General features: G+C 40.0%; 14 protein-coding genes. 6 read left to right on the top strand and 8 right to left on the bottom strand.

What is annotated here, in order from left to right:
- The first annotated feature begins 148 nt into the window (after positions 1 to 148).
- From spoT to I6F53_RS04230, 3 genes are all read left to right on the top strand, one after another.
- Positions 149 to 2,254 (top strand): bifunctional GTP diphosphokinase/guanosine-3',5'-bis pyrophosphate 3'-pyrophosphohydrolase, encoded by a 2,106-nt coding sequence (spoT, locus tag I6F53_RS04240; protein WP_007580016.1) that lies wholly within the window; start codon positions 149 to 151, stop codon positions 2,252 to 2,254.
- A gap of 12 nt (positions 2,255 to 2,266) precedes the next feature.
- On the top strand, positions 2,267 to 2,659 hold the full coding sequence (locus I6F53_RS04235; protein ID WP_007580015.1) for a RidA family protein: 393 nt from the start codon (positions 2,267 to 2,269) through the stop codon (positions 2,657 to 2,659).
- A gap of 151 nt (positions 2,660 to 2,810) precedes the next feature.
- Entirely contained in the window at positions 2,811 to 4,418 is a 1,608-nt protein-coding gene (locus tag I6F53_RS04230; RefSeq protein ID WP_197238603.1) for a DUF342 domain-containing protein, read from the top strand.
- A 40-nt stretch (positions 4,419 to 4,458) separates the two neighbouring features.
- Here I6F53_RS04230 and asnA read toward each other — a convergent pair whose 3' ends face one another.
- Complete coding sequence (gene asnA / locus I6F53_RS04225) at positions 4,459 to 5,454, bottom strand: aspartate--ammonia ligase (protein WP_197238602.1); 996 nt, start codon at positions 5,452 to 5,454, stop codon at positions 4,459 to 4,461.
- 197 nt (positions 5,455 to 5,651) lie between these two features.
- Here asnA and asnC point away from each other — a divergent pair, with 197 nt between their 5' ends.
- From asnC to recG, 3 genes are read left to right on the top strand one after another with little or no spacing between them, the layout of a single operon-like run.
- Positions 5,652 to 6,110: a transcriptional regulator AsnC gene (asnC, locus tag I6F53_RS04220; protein ID WP_197238600.1), complete on the top strand. Its 459-nt coding sequence runs from the start codon at positions 5,652 to 5,654 to the stop codon at positions 6,108 to 6,110.
- Positions 6,111 to 6,151: 41 nt separating this feature from the next.
- Positions 6,152 to 6,838, top strand: a complete 687-nt coding sequence (trmH, locus tag I6F53_RS04215; RefSeq protein WP_076925783.1) for a tRNA (guanosine(18)-2'-O)-methyltransferase TrmH — start codon at positions 6,152 to 6,154, stop codon at positions 6,836 to 6,838.
- A gap of 58 nt (positions 6,839 to 6,896) precedes the next feature.
- Positions 6,897 to 8,978: an ATP-dependent DNA helicase RecG gene (gene recG, locus I6F53_RS04210; RefSeq protein ID WP_197238598.1), complete on the top strand. Its 2,082-nt coding sequence runs from the start codon at positions 6,897 to 6,899 to the stop codon at positions 8,976 to 8,978.
- A gap of 179 nt (positions 8,979 to 9,157) precedes the next feature.
- Here recG and I6F53_RS04205 read toward each other — a convergent pair whose 3' ends face one another.
- The 7 genes from I6F53_RS04205 to I6F53_RS04175 all read right to left on the bottom strand — a co-directional run bounded on the left by I6F53_RS04205 (position 9,158) and on the right by I6F53_RS04175 (position 20,147).
- Positions 9,158 to 11,290: an alpha-galactosidase gene (locus I6F53_RS04205; protein WP_197238597.1), complete on the bottom strand. Its 2,133-nt coding sequence runs from the start codon at positions 11,288 to 11,290 to the stop codon at positions 9,158 to 9,160.
- Positions 11,291 to 11,614: 324 nt separating this feature from the next.
- Positions 11,615 to 13,093 (bottom strand): SLC5 family protein, encoded by a 1,479-nt coding sequence (locus tag I6F53_RS04200; RefSeq protein ID WP_024607662.1) that lies wholly within the window; start codon positions 13,091 to 13,093, stop codon positions 11,615 to 11,617.
- 52 nt (positions 13,094 to 13,145) lie between these two features.
- Positions 13,146 to 13,907 carry a SapC family protein gene (locus I6F53_RS04195; RefSeq protein WP_197238595.1) on the bottom strand — a complete coding sequence of 254 codons (762 nt, stop codon included), beginning with the start codon at positions 13,905 to 13,907 and terminating at the stop codon, positions 13,146 to 13,148.
- A 12-nt stretch (positions 13,908 to 13,919) separates the two neighbouring features.
- Positions 13,920 to 15,446, bottom strand: a complete 1,527-nt coding sequence (locus I6F53_RS04190; protein ID WP_197238594.1) for a tryptophan halogenase family protein — start codon at positions 15,444 to 15,446, stop codon at positions 13,920 to 13,922.
- Between the two features lie 192 nt (positions 15,447 to 15,638).
- Entirely contained in the window at positions 15,639 to 18,386 is a 2,748-nt protein-coding gene (locus I6F53_RS04185) for a TonB-dependent receptor (protein WP_165728314.1), read from the bottom strand.
- A 187-nt stretch (positions 18,387 to 18,573) separates the two neighbouring features.
- Positions 18,574 to 19,548, bottom strand: coding sequence for an aldose epimerase family protein (locus I6F53_RS04180; RefSeq protein ID WP_197238593.1), 975 nt, complete (start codon positions 19,546 to 19,548; stop codon positions 18,574 to 18,576).
- A 200-nt stretch (positions 19,549 to 19,748) separates the two neighbouring features.
- Entirely contained in the window at positions 19,749 to 20,147 is a 399-nt protein-coding gene (locus I6F53_RS04175; RefSeq protein WP_165728316.1) for an acyl-CoA thioesterase, read from the bottom strand.
- Positions 20,148 to 20,155 lie beyond the last annotated feature (8 nt).

The following is a 20,155-nucleotide window of genomic DNA, read 5'->3' as shown; positions in this document are numbered from 1 at the left end:
GGGTTCTGCCTAGGGGCAATTTACTCTTTGTTGCTCGATTTTTACTTAGCCCGCTAGGCTAAAAACCTCGCGCCGCGATTAAATCGCCCCTAGATTGAACAAATTTTAATCCTGAAAGGTCAACAGGCCCTAGAACATTGGAGTGTGAATGTATCTTTTTGAAGGTCTTAAAAAGAAAATTTCAGAATACTTGCCCGCTGCTGATGTAGAGCTGGTTCAAAAATCTTACGTGGTAGCCCGAGAGGCCCATGAAGGACAAACTCGCTCAAGTGGCGAACCTTACATAACTCATCCAGTAGAAGTAACCCAAATTCTTGCAGGCATGCATCTTGACCATGAAACGCTCATGGCCGCGCTAATGCATGATGTAATTGAAGATACTGATTTTAGCCAACAAGATTTAGCCGAAATTTTTGGCGAAACTGTGGCAGAACTCGTTGAAGGTGTAAGTAAGCTCGATAAGCTCAGCTTTAAAGATAAAAAAGAATTCCAAGCTGAAAACTACCGCAAAATGATTATGGCAATGACTCAGGATATTCGAGTTATTTTAATCAAGCTTGCTGATAGAACGCACAATATGCGTACTTTAGGGGCACTGCGCCCAGATAAGCGCCGCAGAATAGCACGTGAAACGCTTGAGATTTACGCGCCAATAGCAAACCGCTTAGGTATTCACGATATTAAAAATGAGCTTGAAGACTTAGGTTTTCAAGCTTTATATCCTATGCGTCATCGCGCACTTAAATCTGAAGTAGCTAAAGCACGTGGTAATCGCAAAGAAGTTATCACTAATATCCAACATGAAATAGAAGCACGTCTTGAAGAGTCAGGCATTAAAGCGACTGTGTCAGGCCGAGAGAAACATTTATATAGTATTTATAAAAAAATGCTTAATAAAGAACTGCTATTTAACGAAGTTATGGATATTTACGCGTTTAGAATTGCAGTTGATTCTATGGATACGTGTTATCGCGTATTAGGTGTGGCTCATAGTCTTTATAAGCCTATAGAAACACGCTTTAAAGATTATATTGCTGTACCAAAAACTAATGGTTACCAATCGCTTCATACTTCATTAGTTGGCCCACACGGAATACCTGTTGAGATTCAGATTCGTACTCACGATATGGATCAGATGGCCGACAAAGGTGTAGCGGCGCACTGGATGTATAAAAAATCAGGTGATGGTGCAGGTAATACTTCGCAGCAACGTGCTCGCCAATGGATGCAAAGCTTATTAGAGCTTCAGCAAAGTGCGGGTTCATCGTTTGAATTTATTGAAAACGTAAAAACTGAGCTATTCCCAGAAGAAATTTACGTATTTACACCTGATGGTCGTATTGTTGAGCTACCAATGGGCGCTACCGCAGTCGATTTTGCGTATGCGGTTCATACTGATGTAGGCAATACTTGTGTAGGCGCTCGCGTTAATCGCAAGCCACATCCTTTAAGTCGGCCATTAGATACAGGGCAAACCATAGAGATAATAACAAGCTCAGGTGCCCACCCTAATGCAACATGGCTAAACTTTATTGTTACTGGTAAAGCACGCTTGGGTGTTCGTAATTACCTTAGAAGTCAGCATCATGAAGAAGCCATGCTTTTAGGGCGCCGTTTACTTGATTCGGCATTAGGCGAAAACAAACTAGATAGCATTGCTGATGAAAATATAGCGAGAGTACTTGAAGAGCACGAACTAACTACTCTTCTTGAATTACTTGTAGAAATTGGCTCTGGTAACTTAATGAGTATGTTAATTGCCAAGCGCTTATTGCAAAATGACAATGACGATTTAACTGATATAACAAGCCAAGCTAAAGCGACCATTATTGGTACTGAAGGCATGTTAGTGAATTACTCTAAGTGTTGCCGACCTGTACCAGGCGATGCCATTACAGCTCATATAAGCCAAGGTAAGGGCCTGACCGTTCACCGCCAAGAATGTAAAAATATTCGTGGTTGGGAAAATGAGCGCTCTAAATACTTAGTTGTAAAATGGGACGATAACCCAGAAAAAGAATATATTGCAGCTCTGAGAGTTGAAATTATTAACCATCAAGGCGCGTTAGCTAAGCTAACCAATGTTGTCGCTACAACCCAAGCCAATATTGTCGAAATTGCCACCGATGAAAAAGAAAGTAATTTATACGTGATAGATTTAGGGGTTACCGTTAAAAACCGTATCCACGTTGCTAACATTATGCGCCGCATTCGCGTTATGCCTGATGTACAAAAAGTCTATCGTAAAAAATAAAATAGGAAACACATGAATAAAGCATTTATCTCTACCGACAAAGCACCTGCAGCTATTGGCACTTATAGCCAAGCAGTTAAAGTAGGTACCGCTGTTTATTTATCTGGTCAAATTCCATTAGTTCCAGAAACGATGGAAATGATTTCAGAAGATTTTAGCGAGCAAACGCATCAAGTATTTAAAAATATTGCTGCGGTATGTGAAGAAGCAGGCGGAAAAATTCACGATTTAGTTAAAATCAATATTTACCTAACTGATCTATCTAACTTCGCCACAGTAAATGAAGTGATGAGCCAATACTTTAAACAACCTTACCCAGCTAGAGCTGCATTAGGTGTTCGTGCACTACCAAAAGGTGCACAAGTTGAAATAGACGGAATAATGGAATTACCTTCTACCAATTAAGTATTACAGGCTATAGAGCTTCTCTATAGCCTTTATTTTTCGCTCCACACTTCGTTTTATCTGACTTCTTGACTCAAATGTAAATTTCTAGCAATCTGTAGTTGTGTTTTAAAAAACAAACTTAACTTAAGTAGTAAAAAAGGATTAACTCGTGTTTAAGCTTGCCAACAATGGAAATGTTTTACTTGATGTAAAAGAGCATATTCCTCCCAGCGCTGCATTTATTTTAGAGGCTCTCGAAAAGTCAGCTTTTTGCGACTGTAAAATAGATCATGACGCTATTAATGATTTTTTTAAAAACGAAAACACACAACAAACTCTCGTTGTAGCAACAAAACACAATGCCACTTTAAATGTAACAATTAGCGACGATAAAATGCTGGCCATTGGCGAGCTAACGCTTGCCCAAGGCGGAAAGCTATTAAGTCTAGAAGATGCAAAAAAACAACTTATTAAAGCAGGAATTGTTCGTGGCTATAAACAAGCATTTTTAGAGCTGTTACTGCAAAAGCAATTTGAGCACCCAGCAGGCTCTTTAGTTAAAGGTATATTAGCTAAAGGCAGACTTCCAAGCGACGGTTTAGCTACAAAACTAATAGCAACAGTAGAAACCTTAAAAGATCGCTTAAAAACACCCAAACTCAAAGAAGATGGCAGTGTGGATATGCGTGATTTTGGCAAGCTGGCAAGTGTAGAGCCAGGCTCTGTGCTTATTCGTCAGCAACCAGCAACCCCCGGAAAAGAAGGCTTTACTGTAGTAGGTGACATACTGCCCGCAAAACCTGGAGAAAATAAGCAATTAGTTGCTGGTGAAGGTACCGAAATATCAAAGCTAAACCCGCTTGAGCTAGTCTCTACTATTGCAGGTGTTCCTGTTGAAATAAATAACGGTATGCGTGTCGACGATATTTTTACTATTTCAGATGTAAATGTAAAAAGCGGCCATATTGACTTTCAAGGCAGTGTTATTGTCACTCGCAATATAGAGCCAGGTATGAAAGTAACCGCCAAAGGTGATATTACTATATTTGGCACTGTTGAATCTGGCGAGCTTACCGCAGGCGGAAACATAACTGTTAAACAAGGTATTATTGGCCATCAACAATCAGATAATAAGTCACTTTCTTGCAAACTAATTGCGCTGGGTGATATCCATGTATCTCACTCACAGTATTGCTACCTAGAAGCAAATAATATTTTTATTGATCGCCAAACAAGCCACTGTGTAATGAAAGCTAAACGCTTACTGCAAGTTGGTCAATCCGACTTACCTAAGGGTAAAATATTTGGTGGTGAAATACTTGATGCAACGACCCTCATTGCTGGCGAAATAGGGAATGAGTCAGGCGCTAAAATGATTATTAATTTAGCAGCGTCAGGCGCTGAAATAACCGCCGATACCGATAACTGCTTTAAAGACTTAGCTAAAACAGACGAGCAATTAGATGCACTGCAAGCGGCGCTAGAAAAAACTGATTTAGTGAAAGACATCGAAAAAAAGAAAATATTAATTACTAAAATTGGTGCTACTCAAAAACATTATTGTGAGCAAGCAGAACAGTTAGAAAAACGTCTTTCAAACTTAGATCACGACTTACATGATTTGCTTAACGACGCTAATTTAGCGATAAATTCTGTTTTGCATTCAGGTGTAGAAATTCATATTTTTGATAAAGTGCTAAAAACAATCCGTAATTACCCTCCTTGCAACGTTAAACTTTTAAATAACAAAATTGAAATAGAGTTTAAAACCAGCTAAGAACTGAGTGCTCTATTGAGCACTCAAATTAATTAACGTTTTAAAGTAAGCCACTTACCGTATCATAAGTTTGACTTGGCCATACACCCACTTGTACTTGACCAATATGTTGCTTTTGCAGTAATAACATAGCTAGCCGCGACTGCCCTATTCCACCGCCAATTGTTTGCGGGAATTTGCTTTGTAAAAGCGCTTTGTGCCAATCAAACTCTAAGCGGTCTTCATCCCCTGTTGTACTTAACTGCGCTTTTAAAACCTCAGGGCTTACACGTATACCCATTGATGATATTTCAAAGGCATCTTCAAGTACTGGGTTCCATACTAAAATATCACCATTTAAACCCATGTATTCATCGCATGTTGGTGTAGACCAATCATCGTAATCTGGGGCTCTTACATCATGAATTTTACCATCTCCAAGCGCGCCACCAATACCAATTAAAAATACAGCACCATATTCTTGTGCAATGGCTTTTTCGCGCTGCTTAGCACTAAAGTCAGGATACATTTTACGTAGCTCTTCACTATGCACAAACTTAATATCGTCCGGTAAAAAAGGCGTTAAGCCATAAGACTCACTTACAAAAGCTTCCGTCTCTTTTATCCCTTTATAAATAGATTGAACAGTTTGCTTGAGCGTTGTCAGCGAACGCTCTGTGGTTTCGTTAATTACTTTTTCCCAATCCCACTGATCAACATATACAGAATGAATCGGACTTAGTGAATCTTCATCTGGGCGCAAAGCTTTCATTTGAGTGTAAATACCCTCACCAACACCAAAGCCATAAGTAGCCAGTGTTTTACGTTTCCACTTAGCCAGTGAATGGACCACTTCGTAGCGGCTATCTGTAATCGCTTTCACATTTACAGCAACTGCGTTTTCATGGCCGCTTAAGTTATCTTGCGTGCCGTCGCCTACTTTGGCCAAAATAGGGGCTTGAACCTCAATAAGCCCAAGCTGGGTTTCTAGTTGTTGTGAAAAAAATTGCTTAACTTTACTTATTTGCTGCTGTTGCTGCACATAATGTGAACTCATAATAATTGGCCTCATTCCCAGTTATTGTTACTTGCTTAATTGTTAAAAAGCGCTTTAACCAGCGCCTTTAATGAAGTTAATGTAACGATTTAAATGATTAATTCAATATCCCATAACAAAAATAGCTTTAATATATAAAAACCATCAATTAAGTGGTATAAAAACCATATATTCGATAATTTCATGAGAAAAATAGAATGGAAAATTATTTGATCGATAATCTCGATAAACAGATACTGCATGCGTTAATGGCACATGCCCGTACTGCGTACGCCGAATTAGCAAAAAGATTTAATGTAAGCGCAGGGACAATTCACGTAAGAATTGAAAAAATGAAGCAAGCAGGGATCATTACAGGAACGCAATTAACGATTAATACTAAACAGCTAGGCTACGATGTATGCTGCTTTATAGGCATTAACTTAAATAACGCACGTGATTACCCACAAACACTTATAAAGCTAGAAGCATTGGAGGAAGTGGTAGAGGCTTATTACACAACAGGTAACTACAGTATATTTATAAAGGTAATGACAAAGTCCATTGACCACTTACAAGATGTGCTGATTAATAAAATACAGGCAATAGAAGCAATCCAATCAACAGAAACACTTATTTCTCTACAAAACCCAATTAGCCGCACAGTAATGCCTTAACTGTAAAAATCTCGTATAATTGCCGAAAAAAGAGGATAACCATGCAGCAAACTCGCTATCAAAGAATCGAAGACGTACTTTCGCGCCGTCAAACAGACTTAACCGTGTGCCTAGAAGACGTGCACAAACACCATAATTTATCTGCAATAGTACGAAGTGCTGATGCGGTTGGTTGCCATCACGTACATGCTGTATGGCCTGAAAAACAAAAATGGCTAACAAATAATACCTCTGGTGGCAGTAAAAACTGGCTAGAAACGCACCTGCATAGAAATATTGATGATGCCGTAGTGGCAATGCGTGAACGCAATCCAGAAATACAAATACTCGCGACTCATCTATCAGAAGATGCCGTTGATTTTAGAGAAGTAGATTATACCAAGCCAACGGCTATTATTGTTGGACAAGAAAAAACGGGGATATCAGAAAAAGCCCTAGAATATGCCGATCAAAATATTATTATTCCAATGCAAGGCATGGTGCAATCGCTTAATGTTTCAGTTGCTGCTGCGCTAATATTGTTTGAAGCACAGCGCCAACGTGAGCTGGCTGGTTTATATAATAGAGATATGCTGAGCGCCGAAGTTAAGCACCCACTTTACTTTGAAGGCTGTCATCCTATTATTGCAAGGCAGTGCAAGCAAAAAAAACTACCTTATCCTGCACTTGATGAAAACGGCGAAATAGTCGCTGACGAGCAATTTTGGCAAGCTTTAAAACATACTTGATGGACTAAAGCTCTGTAAGTACACTTAACTTATTCACAAATAATAAGATTGATATAATTTGTCTAAACCTAGCTTAAATCAATACCCAATTACAGAGCTCAAAGGGGTCGGCCCAAAAATGGCTGAACGTTTGTTAAAGCTAGGTATTTTAACTGTACAAGATATGCTTTTTCATTTGCCACTTCGCTATGAAGATCGCACTCGCTTATACGCGATTAGCGAGTTGTCACTTCACAGCCACGTAAGTGTTGAAGCAACTATTGAAACAAGCCAAATAACGTTTGGTAAAAGGCGCATGCTTGTTTGCCAGATTAACGATGGCACGGGCAGGCTAACACTACGATTTTTTAATTTTACCGCTGCACAAAAAAATGCATTTAGTGCCGGTAAAATAATACGTTGTTTTGGTGAAATACGCCGTGGCCGCGTTGGCTTTGAAATGAGCCATCCTGAATACAGCATCAGCGATACTTCTAACGAACAACCAGTAGCTACAACGCTTACGCCCGTGTATTCAACAACCGAAGGTTTAAAGCAACTATCGATTAGAGCTTTAAGCGAACAGGCTATTGATTTACTACATAAATACTCAGTAGAAGAACTACTGCCTTCACAGTGGCAGCCATCAAATATGCCACTAAGTGACGCCTTATTATTACTGCACCGCCCACCTAATGATGTTGATGTAACTGCATTAGAGCTAGGAACTCACCCTGCTCAACAGCGCCTGGTATTTGAGGAGCTACTTGCTCAAAACCTCAGCTTATTAAAAGTGCGAGAGCAAGGACAACAAGTTAAAGCCGTAGCATTAAATCCGGTAAACACATTAGAAAGCCAATTTTTAGAACAACTTCCTTTTGCACCCACAAATGCACAAAGCCGCGTAGTTGCTGAAATTAAAGGTGATATGCAACACGCATATCCTATGATGCGTTTAGTGCAAGGTGATGTAGGTTCAGGTAAAACGCTGGTAGCGGCACTGAGTGCACTAACCGCTATTGCGCAGGGCTTTCAAGTAGCTTTAATGGCGCCAACTGAGATTTTGTCAGAGCAACATGGGGTTAATTTTACTGCTTGGTTTAATCCGCTCGGTATTTCAGTTGCTTGGCTTGGCGGTAAAAAAAAGGGTAAAGAGCGCGTAGCAACACTTGAAAAAATAGCCTCTGGTGAGGCGCAAATGATTGTAGGTACTCACGCTTTATTTCAAGATGAAGTTAAGTTTAATAACTTAGTGCTTATTGTTATTGATGAACAACACCGCTTTGGTGTCCACCAGCGTTTATCACTGCGTGAAAAAGGTAAGTTTGGTGATTGCTATCCTCATCAACTCGTTATGACCGCTACACCTATTCCACGTACGCTCACGATGACAGCCTATGCCGACTTAGAAATCTCGGTCATTGATGAATTACCACCTGGGCGTACGCCAATTACAACAGTAGCACTTCCTGATACGCGCAGAGACGATATTGTTGCTCGTGTTAAATTAGCGTGTAACGAGCAAGGCCGACAAGTTTACTGGGTGTGCACGCTTATTGATGAGTCTGAAGTACTGCAGTGCCAAGCAGCGGAGGACAGCGCACTACAATTAAAAGAAGCACTACCAGAGCTAAACGTAGGTTTAGTACATGGCCGAATGAAGTCAGCTGAAAAACAAGCCATTATGAGTGAGTTTAAAGCAGGTAATATACATGTTTTAGTGGCTACGACCGTTATTGAGGTTGGTGTTGATGTACCTAACGCGAGCTTAATCATTATAGAAAACCCTGAGCGCTTGGGATTAGCACAATTGCATCAATTACGTGGGCGCGTTGGCCGTGGCGCTACGGCATCGCATTGTGTGCTTCTATATCACGCACCGTTGTCTCACACCGCTCAAAAGCGATTAGGAGTACTACGCGATAGTAACGATGGTTTTGTGATAGCAGAGCGCGATTTAGAAATTCGTGGCCCAGGTGAAGTACTCGGTACAAAACAAACGGGTTTAGCCGAATTTAAAATTGCCGATCTTACCCGCGATAAGCACATACTCAACCAAGTTAGGCCAATTGCACAGCAAATGCTTAAGCAACATCCAGAGGTTGTTGATCCGCTAATTCAGCGCTGGTTAGGTAATAAGCAAAATTACGCGCAAGCGTAACCACTCTATTTTCGATATTTTTGAGTCTACTAAGTTAGCGGTGCTAAATTTATTTGTTAGCATTTTGAGGGGATAAAAAAAGTCAGCCCTAAACAATATAGAGCTGACTACTGATATCTAAACTGAGCTTAGCTAAGCAGAAAAAAGCGATTAGCACCCTTTACTGCTCTTAGTTAAATTTAAGCTTTGTTAAGCTCAAATATAAGCGATGTTTGTGGGAATGAAATTGGCATTTGTAAACCAAACTGCATTAGCGCTTCACCTGTAAATGTTTGACCATTTACCGCAGCAATAGAAGACGGACGATACTCTTCAAATTTAACCGGCCACACTAAATTAAGTGTGTACTGCGCATCGGCATCAAGGCCAACAAAACGAAGCTTATTAGGCGCTGTACGCGGTGTTTCGCGCACGCTGTTATAAGCAAATAACGCTTTTGATTTTTGCTCGTCGATTAAACCAAAATTAATTGATAAATCGTCGCTATCAAGGCGGTACAAATCGGCGCTATGAATAAAGTCACGATGCTCTTTATGCAAGGCAATAGCTGCTTTAAGTGCGCTGTACTCGTGATCGGTCAGCTCACGTGGGTCCATTTCGATTCCCATATGACCAAACATTGATACCGCAGCACGCATTTCAATACTTACGTTACGCCCTGTGATATGACAATCACGCGGGCCTACATGTGCCCCCATTACCGACGATGGGAAAAAGAACGAACACCCACGTTGTATTTCAAGACGATCAAGCGCATCGTTTGAATCTGACGTCCATACACGGTCGGTGTGTGCAAGTACGCCGTAATCTACACGTGCACCACCTGACGAACAGCTTTCTATTTCAAGCCCAGGATGCGCTGCTTTTATACGGTCAATTAAACGATAAAGTGCTAATGTTTGCTGATGCACAGCAGGCTTGCCATCAAAATTACCCGCATGGTTAATATCGCGGTTCATATCCCATTTAATGTACTTAATAGTTGGGTATTCAACTAAAATATCGTCAATGGCTTTATATAGGTACTCAACAACTTCTGTGCGAGTTAAATCAAGGACAAGCTGGTTTCTAAAGCTTAGTTGATCGTTATTTTCTGAGCCTAATATCCAATCAGGGTGAGCACGGTATAAATCGCTATCTGGGTTTACCATTTCTGGTTCAAACCAAATACCAAACTCCATGCCTAAACTGTTTACATGGTCGATTACTGGCGATAATCCATCTGGGTAAATTTTGTAATCTACAGTCCAATCGCCTAAGCCTGCGTTGTCGCCTCGACGACCTTTAAACCAACCATCATCAAGTACAAAACGTTCAATGCCTAACGGCGCTACTTTGTCGGCTAGTTGCTTAAGCGTATCTACATCGTGATCGAAGTAAATACCTTCCCATGTGTTGTAATGCACAGGACGCGTTTTTTCACGCTGTGCTTGGCTAAGTAAATTAGCTTTAACAAAACGATGAAAATTACGAGAAAGCGCACTAAAACCTTCACTCGAAAACGAGCCATAAATGCTCGGGCTTTGATATGTTTGACCTTTAGCAAGCGTAAGCTCACCAGGGAGTAATAACTCACCCATCTGTACATAACGACGACCTTCAGCTAAAAGCTCTGCGCGTAGTTTATTATTACCACTCCAACCTAAATGAAAGCCGTAACATTCGCCGTGTTGCTCGCCTGCATTTTCGTTATGCACTAATAAGCCTGGGAATACATCGTGTGATGTTTTGCCTTTACGGTTTTCACGTACAAAGCTGCCTAAGACTAAATCAACTGATTGACGTTGGAATTCGTTTGACCAACGACCTTCAAAACTTACTATTTTACTTACGCTATCTGGCAGCTGGAATGTTGGCGCCGCGCAAAAGTTAACACTTAATGGCGAATCGCCTAAATTAGTTAATACGGTATGCGCGCTCAATACGTCAGTGTTTTTATCAAGCGTGATGCTGTGTACTACTTCAATACCACGAAGTTTATCTACACTTACAAATTCAAGTGTTGCAGCTGAAGGCTCACGTACTTCTTGAAGCTCTGGCCCTACTGACCATGCGATTGAATCATTTACTAGCTCAAGCCCTGGCGCACCAGTAAAGCCCTCGCCTAATAAAGGAGATAGAGAAATAGGCGCTTCTTCAACCACGGCACATTTTACTTCTTGACGCGTAGCAAGCTGAGTTAGCATTGTTTCTGTTGTTTGCTCAGATAGGCGTTTACCAAAGTACAGTAACACCGGTGTTTTGCTCTGGCAGTCGAAAATAACGGTGCTGTTTACACTGTCTAATCGATAAAATGATTTAGTGTCGGCCATGATTTTCCTATCCTCTTGTTCATTGTGTGAGTTATAAATATAACGAAAGTAACTTAGTGATACTAAGTATTAATGTATCTCTCGCTGTTTAAGGCACAATCTATCAGACGGTGACATTCAACAATAATAGTATATATCATATAAATTAGGTTTTGATAGTCTTTACATCGCAAATAGTTAGATAAACTCACTGGAAGTACCACTGTAGCAAAAAGCTATAAACTAACCTTAACTTTAAAGTGCTGCTACTAATTTCTTATACATATAAAAAAATCGGCCAGAGTTGCCTCATGACCGATTTTGTCAGCTTAAACTATTTATAATCTATTTTTGTACTTGTACTTGGCCTGCGTCATCAAGTGCCGGTGTTTTACCTGCCCACTGTGCATTCAAACCAAATACCACTTTATTTACTATCAATGCAAAAGCCACACATACAATCAGTGTAATTGGCATTAAGTGAATGTAATGAATGTCAGTATGTAGTGGTGAGTTTGCAAATGTAAGCATGCCGTACATTACAACACCTAAAATTACTGCTGCAATACCTGCACGTGCATCAACATTTTTAAATAATAAGCCCACTACAAAAATAGAGAATATAGGCATACTTAATAAGCCATTTAATTGCTGAAGTAAGTTAATAATGCTATCTGCTTGCTGGTAAATTGGTACAAGTACCAGTGTTAAGCTTGTGAGTAGCAATGTTACGTAACCACTTAATTTCACAACACTTGGCTCTTTATTAAAGTAAGCTTCGTGAATGTCACACACATACAATGCGGTTGCTGAGTTTAGTAAGCTGTTGTAAGTAGATAGTACTGCTGCTGCCATTGCCGCTGCAAATACACCGGTTAACCATGCTGGCATTACATCACCCACAATTCGACCATAAGCAGCGTCGCCAATATCACCATAAAGTTTAAACGAAATAATACCCGGTAATACCACAATTGCAGGGACGATTAAAAAGCGAATACCCGCAGCTGCAAATATACCTTTTTGCGCTTCTTTAACATTAGGCGCAGCCATTGCTCGCTGCGTAATTGTTTGGTTAGTACCCCAGTAATACATTTGAATGAAGATCATACCGGTTAAAAGTGTTGGCCAAGGAATAGGTGAATCAGCATCGCCAATTAATGTTAAACGTTCTTCCGGAATACCCGTAAAGTCATAATCAATTGCATTAAGTGCTAAAAACACCACTAAAACAGCCATACCGAGTACAAGTATACCGTTGTAGGTATCCGATACTGCAACTGCCCGCAGGCCACCAAAAAACGCATAAACAGCACCAATAATGGCAAAAGCTGTCGCGATATACATTAGTGGAATATCAACTTTAAACATGGTTTGCATAAACAACGCACCAGAGTAGATTACCGCTGGCATATAAATAAGTGCATTACCTAAAAAGAACAACCCACCAATAACAGCGCGAATATGCTTGTTGTTATAGCGCTTTTCTAAAAGCTCTGTGGTGGTTGTACAGTTGTATTTGTAATAAACAGGGATGAATACTTTAGCTAAAATAATTAAGCCAATAATCGCTGCAAGCTCCCACCAAACAAGCAAAGCCATTTGGTTACCATTCATACCTACAAGTTGGTCAGTACTTAAATTAGTTAATGTGATTGAACCTGCAACAAACATCCAAGTAAGGCCACCGCCCGCTAAAAAATACTCTTTGGTTTGGCTTTGTCCGTTATTACGATTTTGGCCTCGGCATTTCCAATAAGTAAGGCCACCAATTAAAGCGGTGACAAAAACAAAAACCACCAGCTGTAAAATGTTATCTGACATGTGTGTGTCTCCTGCGCGTTATGCGCAATGTCTGGGTAATAAAAAATGCACGCTACAGCGCGTGCGCATCTCGACTTAGTTCTAACTTAATCTGCTTTAAAGGCATAAGTTCGGGACGTTGGTTGTGCAGCTTTACCAATGCATTTAACTGAAACAGTGAAATGAGCATGCTGTTAAGCACACTTAAGTAACCCTGCTTTTGTAGTTCTGCAATGGTATTGCTATCTAATGTTTGCAGTTTGTCTTCATCAACGGTGCTCAAACCTTGAATGGTTTGGGTTTCGCCTTGTTCAAACTGCAATACAATATCTATGTTTTTAATGAGTCCTAAACGCGCAACTTCTTGGGTAAATTGATACGTTTGGTAATCATTTTTTAAATCGCTTTCTAACAACTTTTGCTGCGCACTTAAAAATAAACTTGGGTTACCTTTAGCATCAAATAGTGACTCACCCTGCTCGGTGTTTACAGCTAAGCTTTGCTCATCAATCGCGATAAAATAGTCGCTACTATTTGCTTCTCGAGTCATTAAGTAAAGTGGCTGGGTTTGCATGCATACCGGTGTGTAAAGTGCCTGCCATTGGTTGTTATTTACCAATAGACTTTGCCCAGCACTAAAGCTTGTTAACGCTGATACGGTATAGCTGCCATTTTGTGCGTTACGTGCTAAAAAAACAGGTAAATCGCAGGCTGCTTTTGCTATTTCATTTGCTCTTAAATTAACTAAATGCTGTGTTTTTGCGTATTCAACAGCGGCATTGTGGTTAATTTTTAATGTTTGGTGTTTGGTGTTTACTAGTTCACTAATAGCCATAGTTACACATCCTTAAACTGGGTTAGCTGCTAACCACTGCTCTATAAAAGCACGGTGCGGTGGTAAAGTTTGCAACATCTGCTGTGTAAGCTGGCTGTTACGTTCTATTATTTGTTTAGCTTGCGCGTCTTGTGAATACAAATACGCTTGTTTAGTAAAGTCAGGCTTAAAGCCCATACCGTACAAAACATACTGATAGCTGGCGGCTGGAAATAACTCTAATGCGCCATGAAAATCTTGAATAAGCGGGCCACGGCTTCCCCAAAGAAGTAAGTCTTCTTGCAGGGTTTCTGGAATAGTATCAGGCTGTACATGCGCTTGCCAGTAAGGTTCTGGGCGCTTGGTTAGCATGTAATGTAGTTTTAAAAAGTCGATAATACGCTGCCAACGATAATCCATCTGCTCATTAAAGCGCTTAGCTACAATAGGCATTACTTGGGTATCTGCTGGCATATGTTCAGCAACAAAGCGTGCTGAAATTTCAACAAGCATAATGGCGGTAGCTTCAAGCGGCTCTACAAACCCTGCCGACATACCAATGGCAACACAGTTTTTATGCCAAAACTTCTCACGGTATCCTGATTCAAAGTTGATTTTACGGGCAGTTAAACCGTTTGCTGAATCGCCTAAATAGTCTCTTAGGTTTTGCTCTGCTTCATCGTCTGATAAAAATTTGCTTGAATAAACATGCCCTACACCTCGGCGGTGCGTTAAACCAATATCCCAAATCCATCCAGCGTTTTGCGCTGTTGCTATGGTGTGGCTCGCCAAAGACTCATCGTTTTCATCGTAAGGAACTTGCATAGCCAGTGCGCTGTCGTTAAATAGCACGTGGTCCATTTTTTTAAACGGTACGTTGAGCGCTTGGCCTAATAACAATGATGAAAAACCAGTACAGTCTATGTATAAGTCGGCATTTATGGTGCGAGTTTGATCTTTTAATGTCAGCGTATTTATTGCACCATCGTCATCAAGCTTTACCTGATCAACAGTACCAATAATATGCTCTACGCCAAGCTTACTTTTACAATGCTGTTTAAGCATTTCGGCAAAAGCGCCGGCATCTAAGTGATAAGCGTAATTACAATTACCTTGATATTCACCTTGCGCTATACCTCTTGGGGCTAAATTTTCTTCGCAAATATCATGTTGAAAATTTGTTTGCTGTGCAAAGTCTTCAACATTATCTAAATAAGGGGCTAAATCTATACGGCCGTAGCCTAGCGGTACAGTAAATGGATGGTAGTAAAAGTCATTATTGCCATGAGTCCAATTTACAAACTTCCCACCTTGTTTAAAAGTGGCATTACAGGCTTTAAACACGTCAACTTCACGTAAACCAATTTGCTGAAGCGTGTTTTTCATAGTGGGCCAGGTACCTTCACCTACGCCAATTGTTGGAATGTCTGACGATTCAACCAATATCACTTTTAAGCCGTCACCATTTTGACCTTGGTGATACGAAGCTATAATTGCAGCGCTCAGCCATCCTGCTGTACCACCGCCAACTACCGCTACTGTTTTTATTGCTTTATTCATAATGGACTACTCTTTGAGTATTTTTGATAACGTTTTATACAACAAATGCCCGTTAGGGCATTTTGATTTAATGTGGTTTCATTTTAGCCAATTAGGTTAACTAACATACATTACTGCTAAATCAACCTAATTGGTATTAGCACCAAAGTGCTGCAATGAAACAAGAGGCGAGAAATTCGCCTCAAGCATTAATTAAAACGATCCGCGAATACCAAACGCGTAACGTGAACCATTATCTTCAACCGAATAGATTTGGTTAGCAAAACGACCCGTTTGTACTAACTCTTCTTCAGTGATGTTGATGCCTTCAGCAAAAATAGTGAAGTTTTCGTTAATATCGTAGCTTGCACTAATATCCCACTGACCGTAAGTTTCTACGTTCACTGGTTCACCGTTAAAACCATTATCAACTAAGCGTAAAAAACCTTCACGGTTGTTAAATGCAACACGTGCTTGCCAGTTATCTTGCTCATAAAATAATATTAAGTTTTGTGAATCGCCTAAACCTTCAAGTGCAAATGTTTGTGTGGTGTCTGCACCTACGCTAATGTCACTATCTACGACAGTCGCATTGGCTATAATACCAAAGCCATTTTCAAATATGTGCGTCACACCTACTTCGTAGCCAGTTACTTTAGCTGACTCACCATTTTGAGGGCGAGTTACTGTGTATATTTCTGAGCTACCATTAAGCTCATCATCTGCTTGCCCTGTACAAGTGGTACACGCAAAACCAGGACCTGAGCGGTCAGCCATTTCAAATGTTTCTTCACCTGTTAGCGTAACAATAAAGTCATCGACTTCTTTACTAAATACTGCAAAGCTAAATAAGTTAGCGTCGTTGTAGTACCACTCGTAAGAAATATCCCAGTTTTCTGACTGGAATGGCTTAAGTGCAGGGTTACCACCATTTGCTGTTAAGTTTTGACGGCGTGGTTCGTTAAACGTAGTAGCAGGAGATAATTGAGACATCGTTGGACGAGTAATACTGTCGTACGTTGCAAAACGTAAAATCATATTGTCTTGCAGCTCTAACTTAACATTCAAAGATGGTAGTAAGTTTGAGTAGCTAGTGCCCTGTTCAATGTTCGTTGCTGGGCCAAATACGTTAGCAAATAATGTTGCATCAGTTGTTGGCACTACATCACTAATAAAGCTTTGTACTGCAGCTACTTCAATATCAGTTTCTGAGTAACGTGCGCCTAAATTAACAGTTACAGGCATATCAGCCAAGTCAAAACCAAGCGTAAAGTCCATGTATAAGCTAGTGATGTCTTCGTTAATTGTGTAACGGTTATTTTGTAGTGTTGGCTCTACTGGGAAACCTTGATCGGCTAGGTAATCAAGCATTTTATCACCGTCGTAGGTGTAGAATGTATCGATTAAGCCTGGGAAGTAGTTGCTTGCTTGGTAAGCTTCAAAATCAATTGCATCAAGTGGTGCTTCAGTACCGTAACCACAGAACTGACATTGGGTACCATAAACTTGGAAGCTTGATTTTTCACGCTCTTGACGATAAGCACCAAAGTTAATGCGATCTACAGGGCCCTTATCTGGCACGTATTCAAAATCAGCTTTTACTTCAGTAATTTCATCTTCATCAGTAAACTGTAGACCCACTTCGTTATAGTGAAGGCGGGCAAGGCTTGGATCTGGCAATGAACCATTTTCAAAGCCATCATGCTGTACAGTAGGAATACTGCCTGTACCGTCAAAAGTATAACTATTAATAATACCGACAACGTTAAAGCGGTCAGTACCTGCACGGTCATTTTCGGCTGTTGAACGAGATACATCAAATTTTGCTTTTAATGAATCATTTACTTGCCAATCAACGTTAATACCAAATGCTTTATTAGTTACATCACGTGAGTTACGTGTATGTGATACAAAGTCACTTGCAGGGTCACCACTTGGTGCGCCTAAACCAACGTCTTGAGAGAAAGTTAAAAGAGTACCTGTTTCTGGATCAATCGTTGCGCTACCTACGCGGTCTGGTTCAAACCAAGATGCTAAATCGCGTACTGTTGAATCAACTTCAAATTTTGAAATCATACCATCAACAGTAATCGTAACATCGTCAGATGGTGCGTATTGCAATACTAAACTTGCGTTTGTACGTTCACGGTCTTGCTCATCAACTACTTGGTCCCAGTTACGCGGAATGTAGGCATTTTCAAACAATACACCATCTGTTGGATTAGAGATTGTTTGGCCGCCGCGCCAACCTGCCGTTAAAATTTGGTTATTTTGAAGTTTACGTTGTTGATTAGTGATGGCAAAAAGCACACCTAACTTATCATCGTTAAACGTATTACTTATTAAGAATGATGTTGATGGAGATACTTCTTCAGAAAGGCTTTCGTACATACCTTTAACTGAACCTAAAATATGTAAACCACCAAAGTCAAAAGGACGTGCTGTAGTTACGTTAACCGTACCACCAATGCCGCCTTCTTGAAGTGTTGCTGTATTACTTTTATAAATATCAGCACCGGTGATTTGGTCTGCTGCTAATACATCAAAATTAAATTCACGACCTGCACTGTCTGTCGCAATTTGACGACCATTAACAAGTACAGTATTAAATTGTGGACCAAAGCCACGAATAGTTACCGCTTGGCCTTCACCACCACTACGGTCAATTGCTACACCTGTAATACGTTGCAGAGATTCTGCTACGTTTAAATCAGGAAATTTACCAAGATCTTCTGCTTTAATCCCGTCTGTAACAACATTAGATGCTTTTTTATCTAACATTGATGAACGTAAACTGCTGCGGATACCCGTTACTGCGATAACTTCAACATCTTCATTTACTACTGTAGGCGTATTGCCTTCAGCGCCTTGAGCTGCAACGTTTCCGCTTGCCAATATGCCAGTAATAGCAATACTGATCGCGGTTTTCTTGTTGAACGATAACTTATTGTTAATTATCATTTTTTAAAAACTCCTGATTGTGTGTAGTCGTTGTGTCGTTGTGGTAGTGTATATAGTTTCAAATACTATTTATATTATAAATACTTTAAACCGATAAAAAGTGCAACCTTTTCCTTAATTATGAGCATCATTTAATCACTGTATTTTTGCTTTTAATTTTCTTTAAATTAACATTGCAATGCTGTATTCACTCAGAAAAAGAGTAAATAATAACCTGTTCGTAATCCTCTCCCGGTAATAAATTAGCTTTAGGAAAATTTTCACGATTTGGCGCATCAGGCCAATTTTGCGCTTCAAAACACAAAGCTTGACGTGCTTTAAATGGCGCGCCTACAAAGTTAGCGGTATAAAGCTGCATACCTGGCTGCGTACTTTTAAGTGTTAAATTAACCTTCGTGTGTGGCGAAGTTAACGTAGCCATCGTTTTTAAACTGCTGTCATCATTAAAAATATAGCAGTGATCAAAACCATTGCCAGCTTCTAGCTGAGAATGTGCGGCGCTTAATGCCTCACCAATTTGAGCTGATTTAGTAAAGTCAAAGCAGGTACCTGTAGCTAATGCGGCTTCATTGAGTGGAATACTGGTTTTATCGATAGGAAGATAGTGATTAGTGTTAATTTGTACACAATGTTCATTAATTGATTCGCTGCCATCAAGGTTAAAATAACAATGGTTAGTAAAATTAACGAGTGTTTCTTTGTTAGTTATCGCTTTAAAGCTCAGAGTAAGCTCGCCGTTTTTAGCACTAATCGTTTGCCAAACCTGCAACTCACCGGGGAACCCTTGTTCGCCATCGGGTGAGCAACAATAAAGCTCCACTTCACTTTCACTTTGTTTAGTTACTTGCCAAAGTACTTTATTAAAGCCTTTAACACCGCCGTGCAGGCTATTAGGGCCATTATTTGCTTCTAATTGATACTGCGTACCAGATAAGTTAAAACGCCCCTTTGCAATGCGATTAGCGTATCGCCCTACTGTTGCACCTAAGTAAAATGGGTTTTCAAGATAGTATTGAGGGTCATCGACGCTAAGCGTCATTTCTTGTTTTTTAAATTTAATGCTTTTTATTATTGCGCCAAATGGCAAAATTTCAGCTGTTAAATTTTGACTATCACTGAGCTGAATAACTTGTAAAGGTTGGTTATTGGCAATAGATGTCACACGCATTCTCCAATCAAATTACCGAATTAACATTTCCTGTTATAACGGCGCAACAATATATAATATAAATAGTATATAATTGAAGCCTGTAACTCAATCTAAATACGTTAAAAATTCTCGACAAAAAATTACAGTTGCCATCATATATTTACAATAATTCAGCTCAGTATGGGCTTATGTAAAATATAAGCCTCGTAAGGTTAACTGCTTTGGTAAATATGCTCGTTAAGCGCTGCTTTTTCGTCAATGCTAAGTGCTTGCTTTGATTTAGCAATAAAGTCGTACCTCACCATAATGGCCTTACCTATTGCGCAGCATTTATCGTGTTGCCACGCTTCTTGTCTCAGCGTAAAAGAGCTAGTGCCTATGTGCTCTACAGACGTTTTAACTGTTACCTCATGGCCGTAAAATAATTCACCGACAAATGATACTTCAACTTTGGCGATAATCAATTTCCAATCGTGTGGATTTAAGTCCGGTGTAAAAAACTTAAAAATAGGTCCACGTGCGACTTCAAACCATACTGGGAGTACGGTATTGTTAATGTGTCCGAGTGCATCTGTTTCGCTAAAGCGCGGCATCACTTTTTCAATAAACATAAAAATCC

It is taken from the genome of Pseudoalteromonas sp. SWN29 (assembly GCF_015864465.1).
Taxonomy (GTDB): domain Bacteria; phylum Pseudomonadota; class Gammaproteobacteria; order Enterobacterales; family Alteromonadaceae; genus Pseudoalteromonas.
Note: the sequence above shows the minus strand (reverse complement) of the source record. Positions and strands in the feature narration are given on the sequence as shown.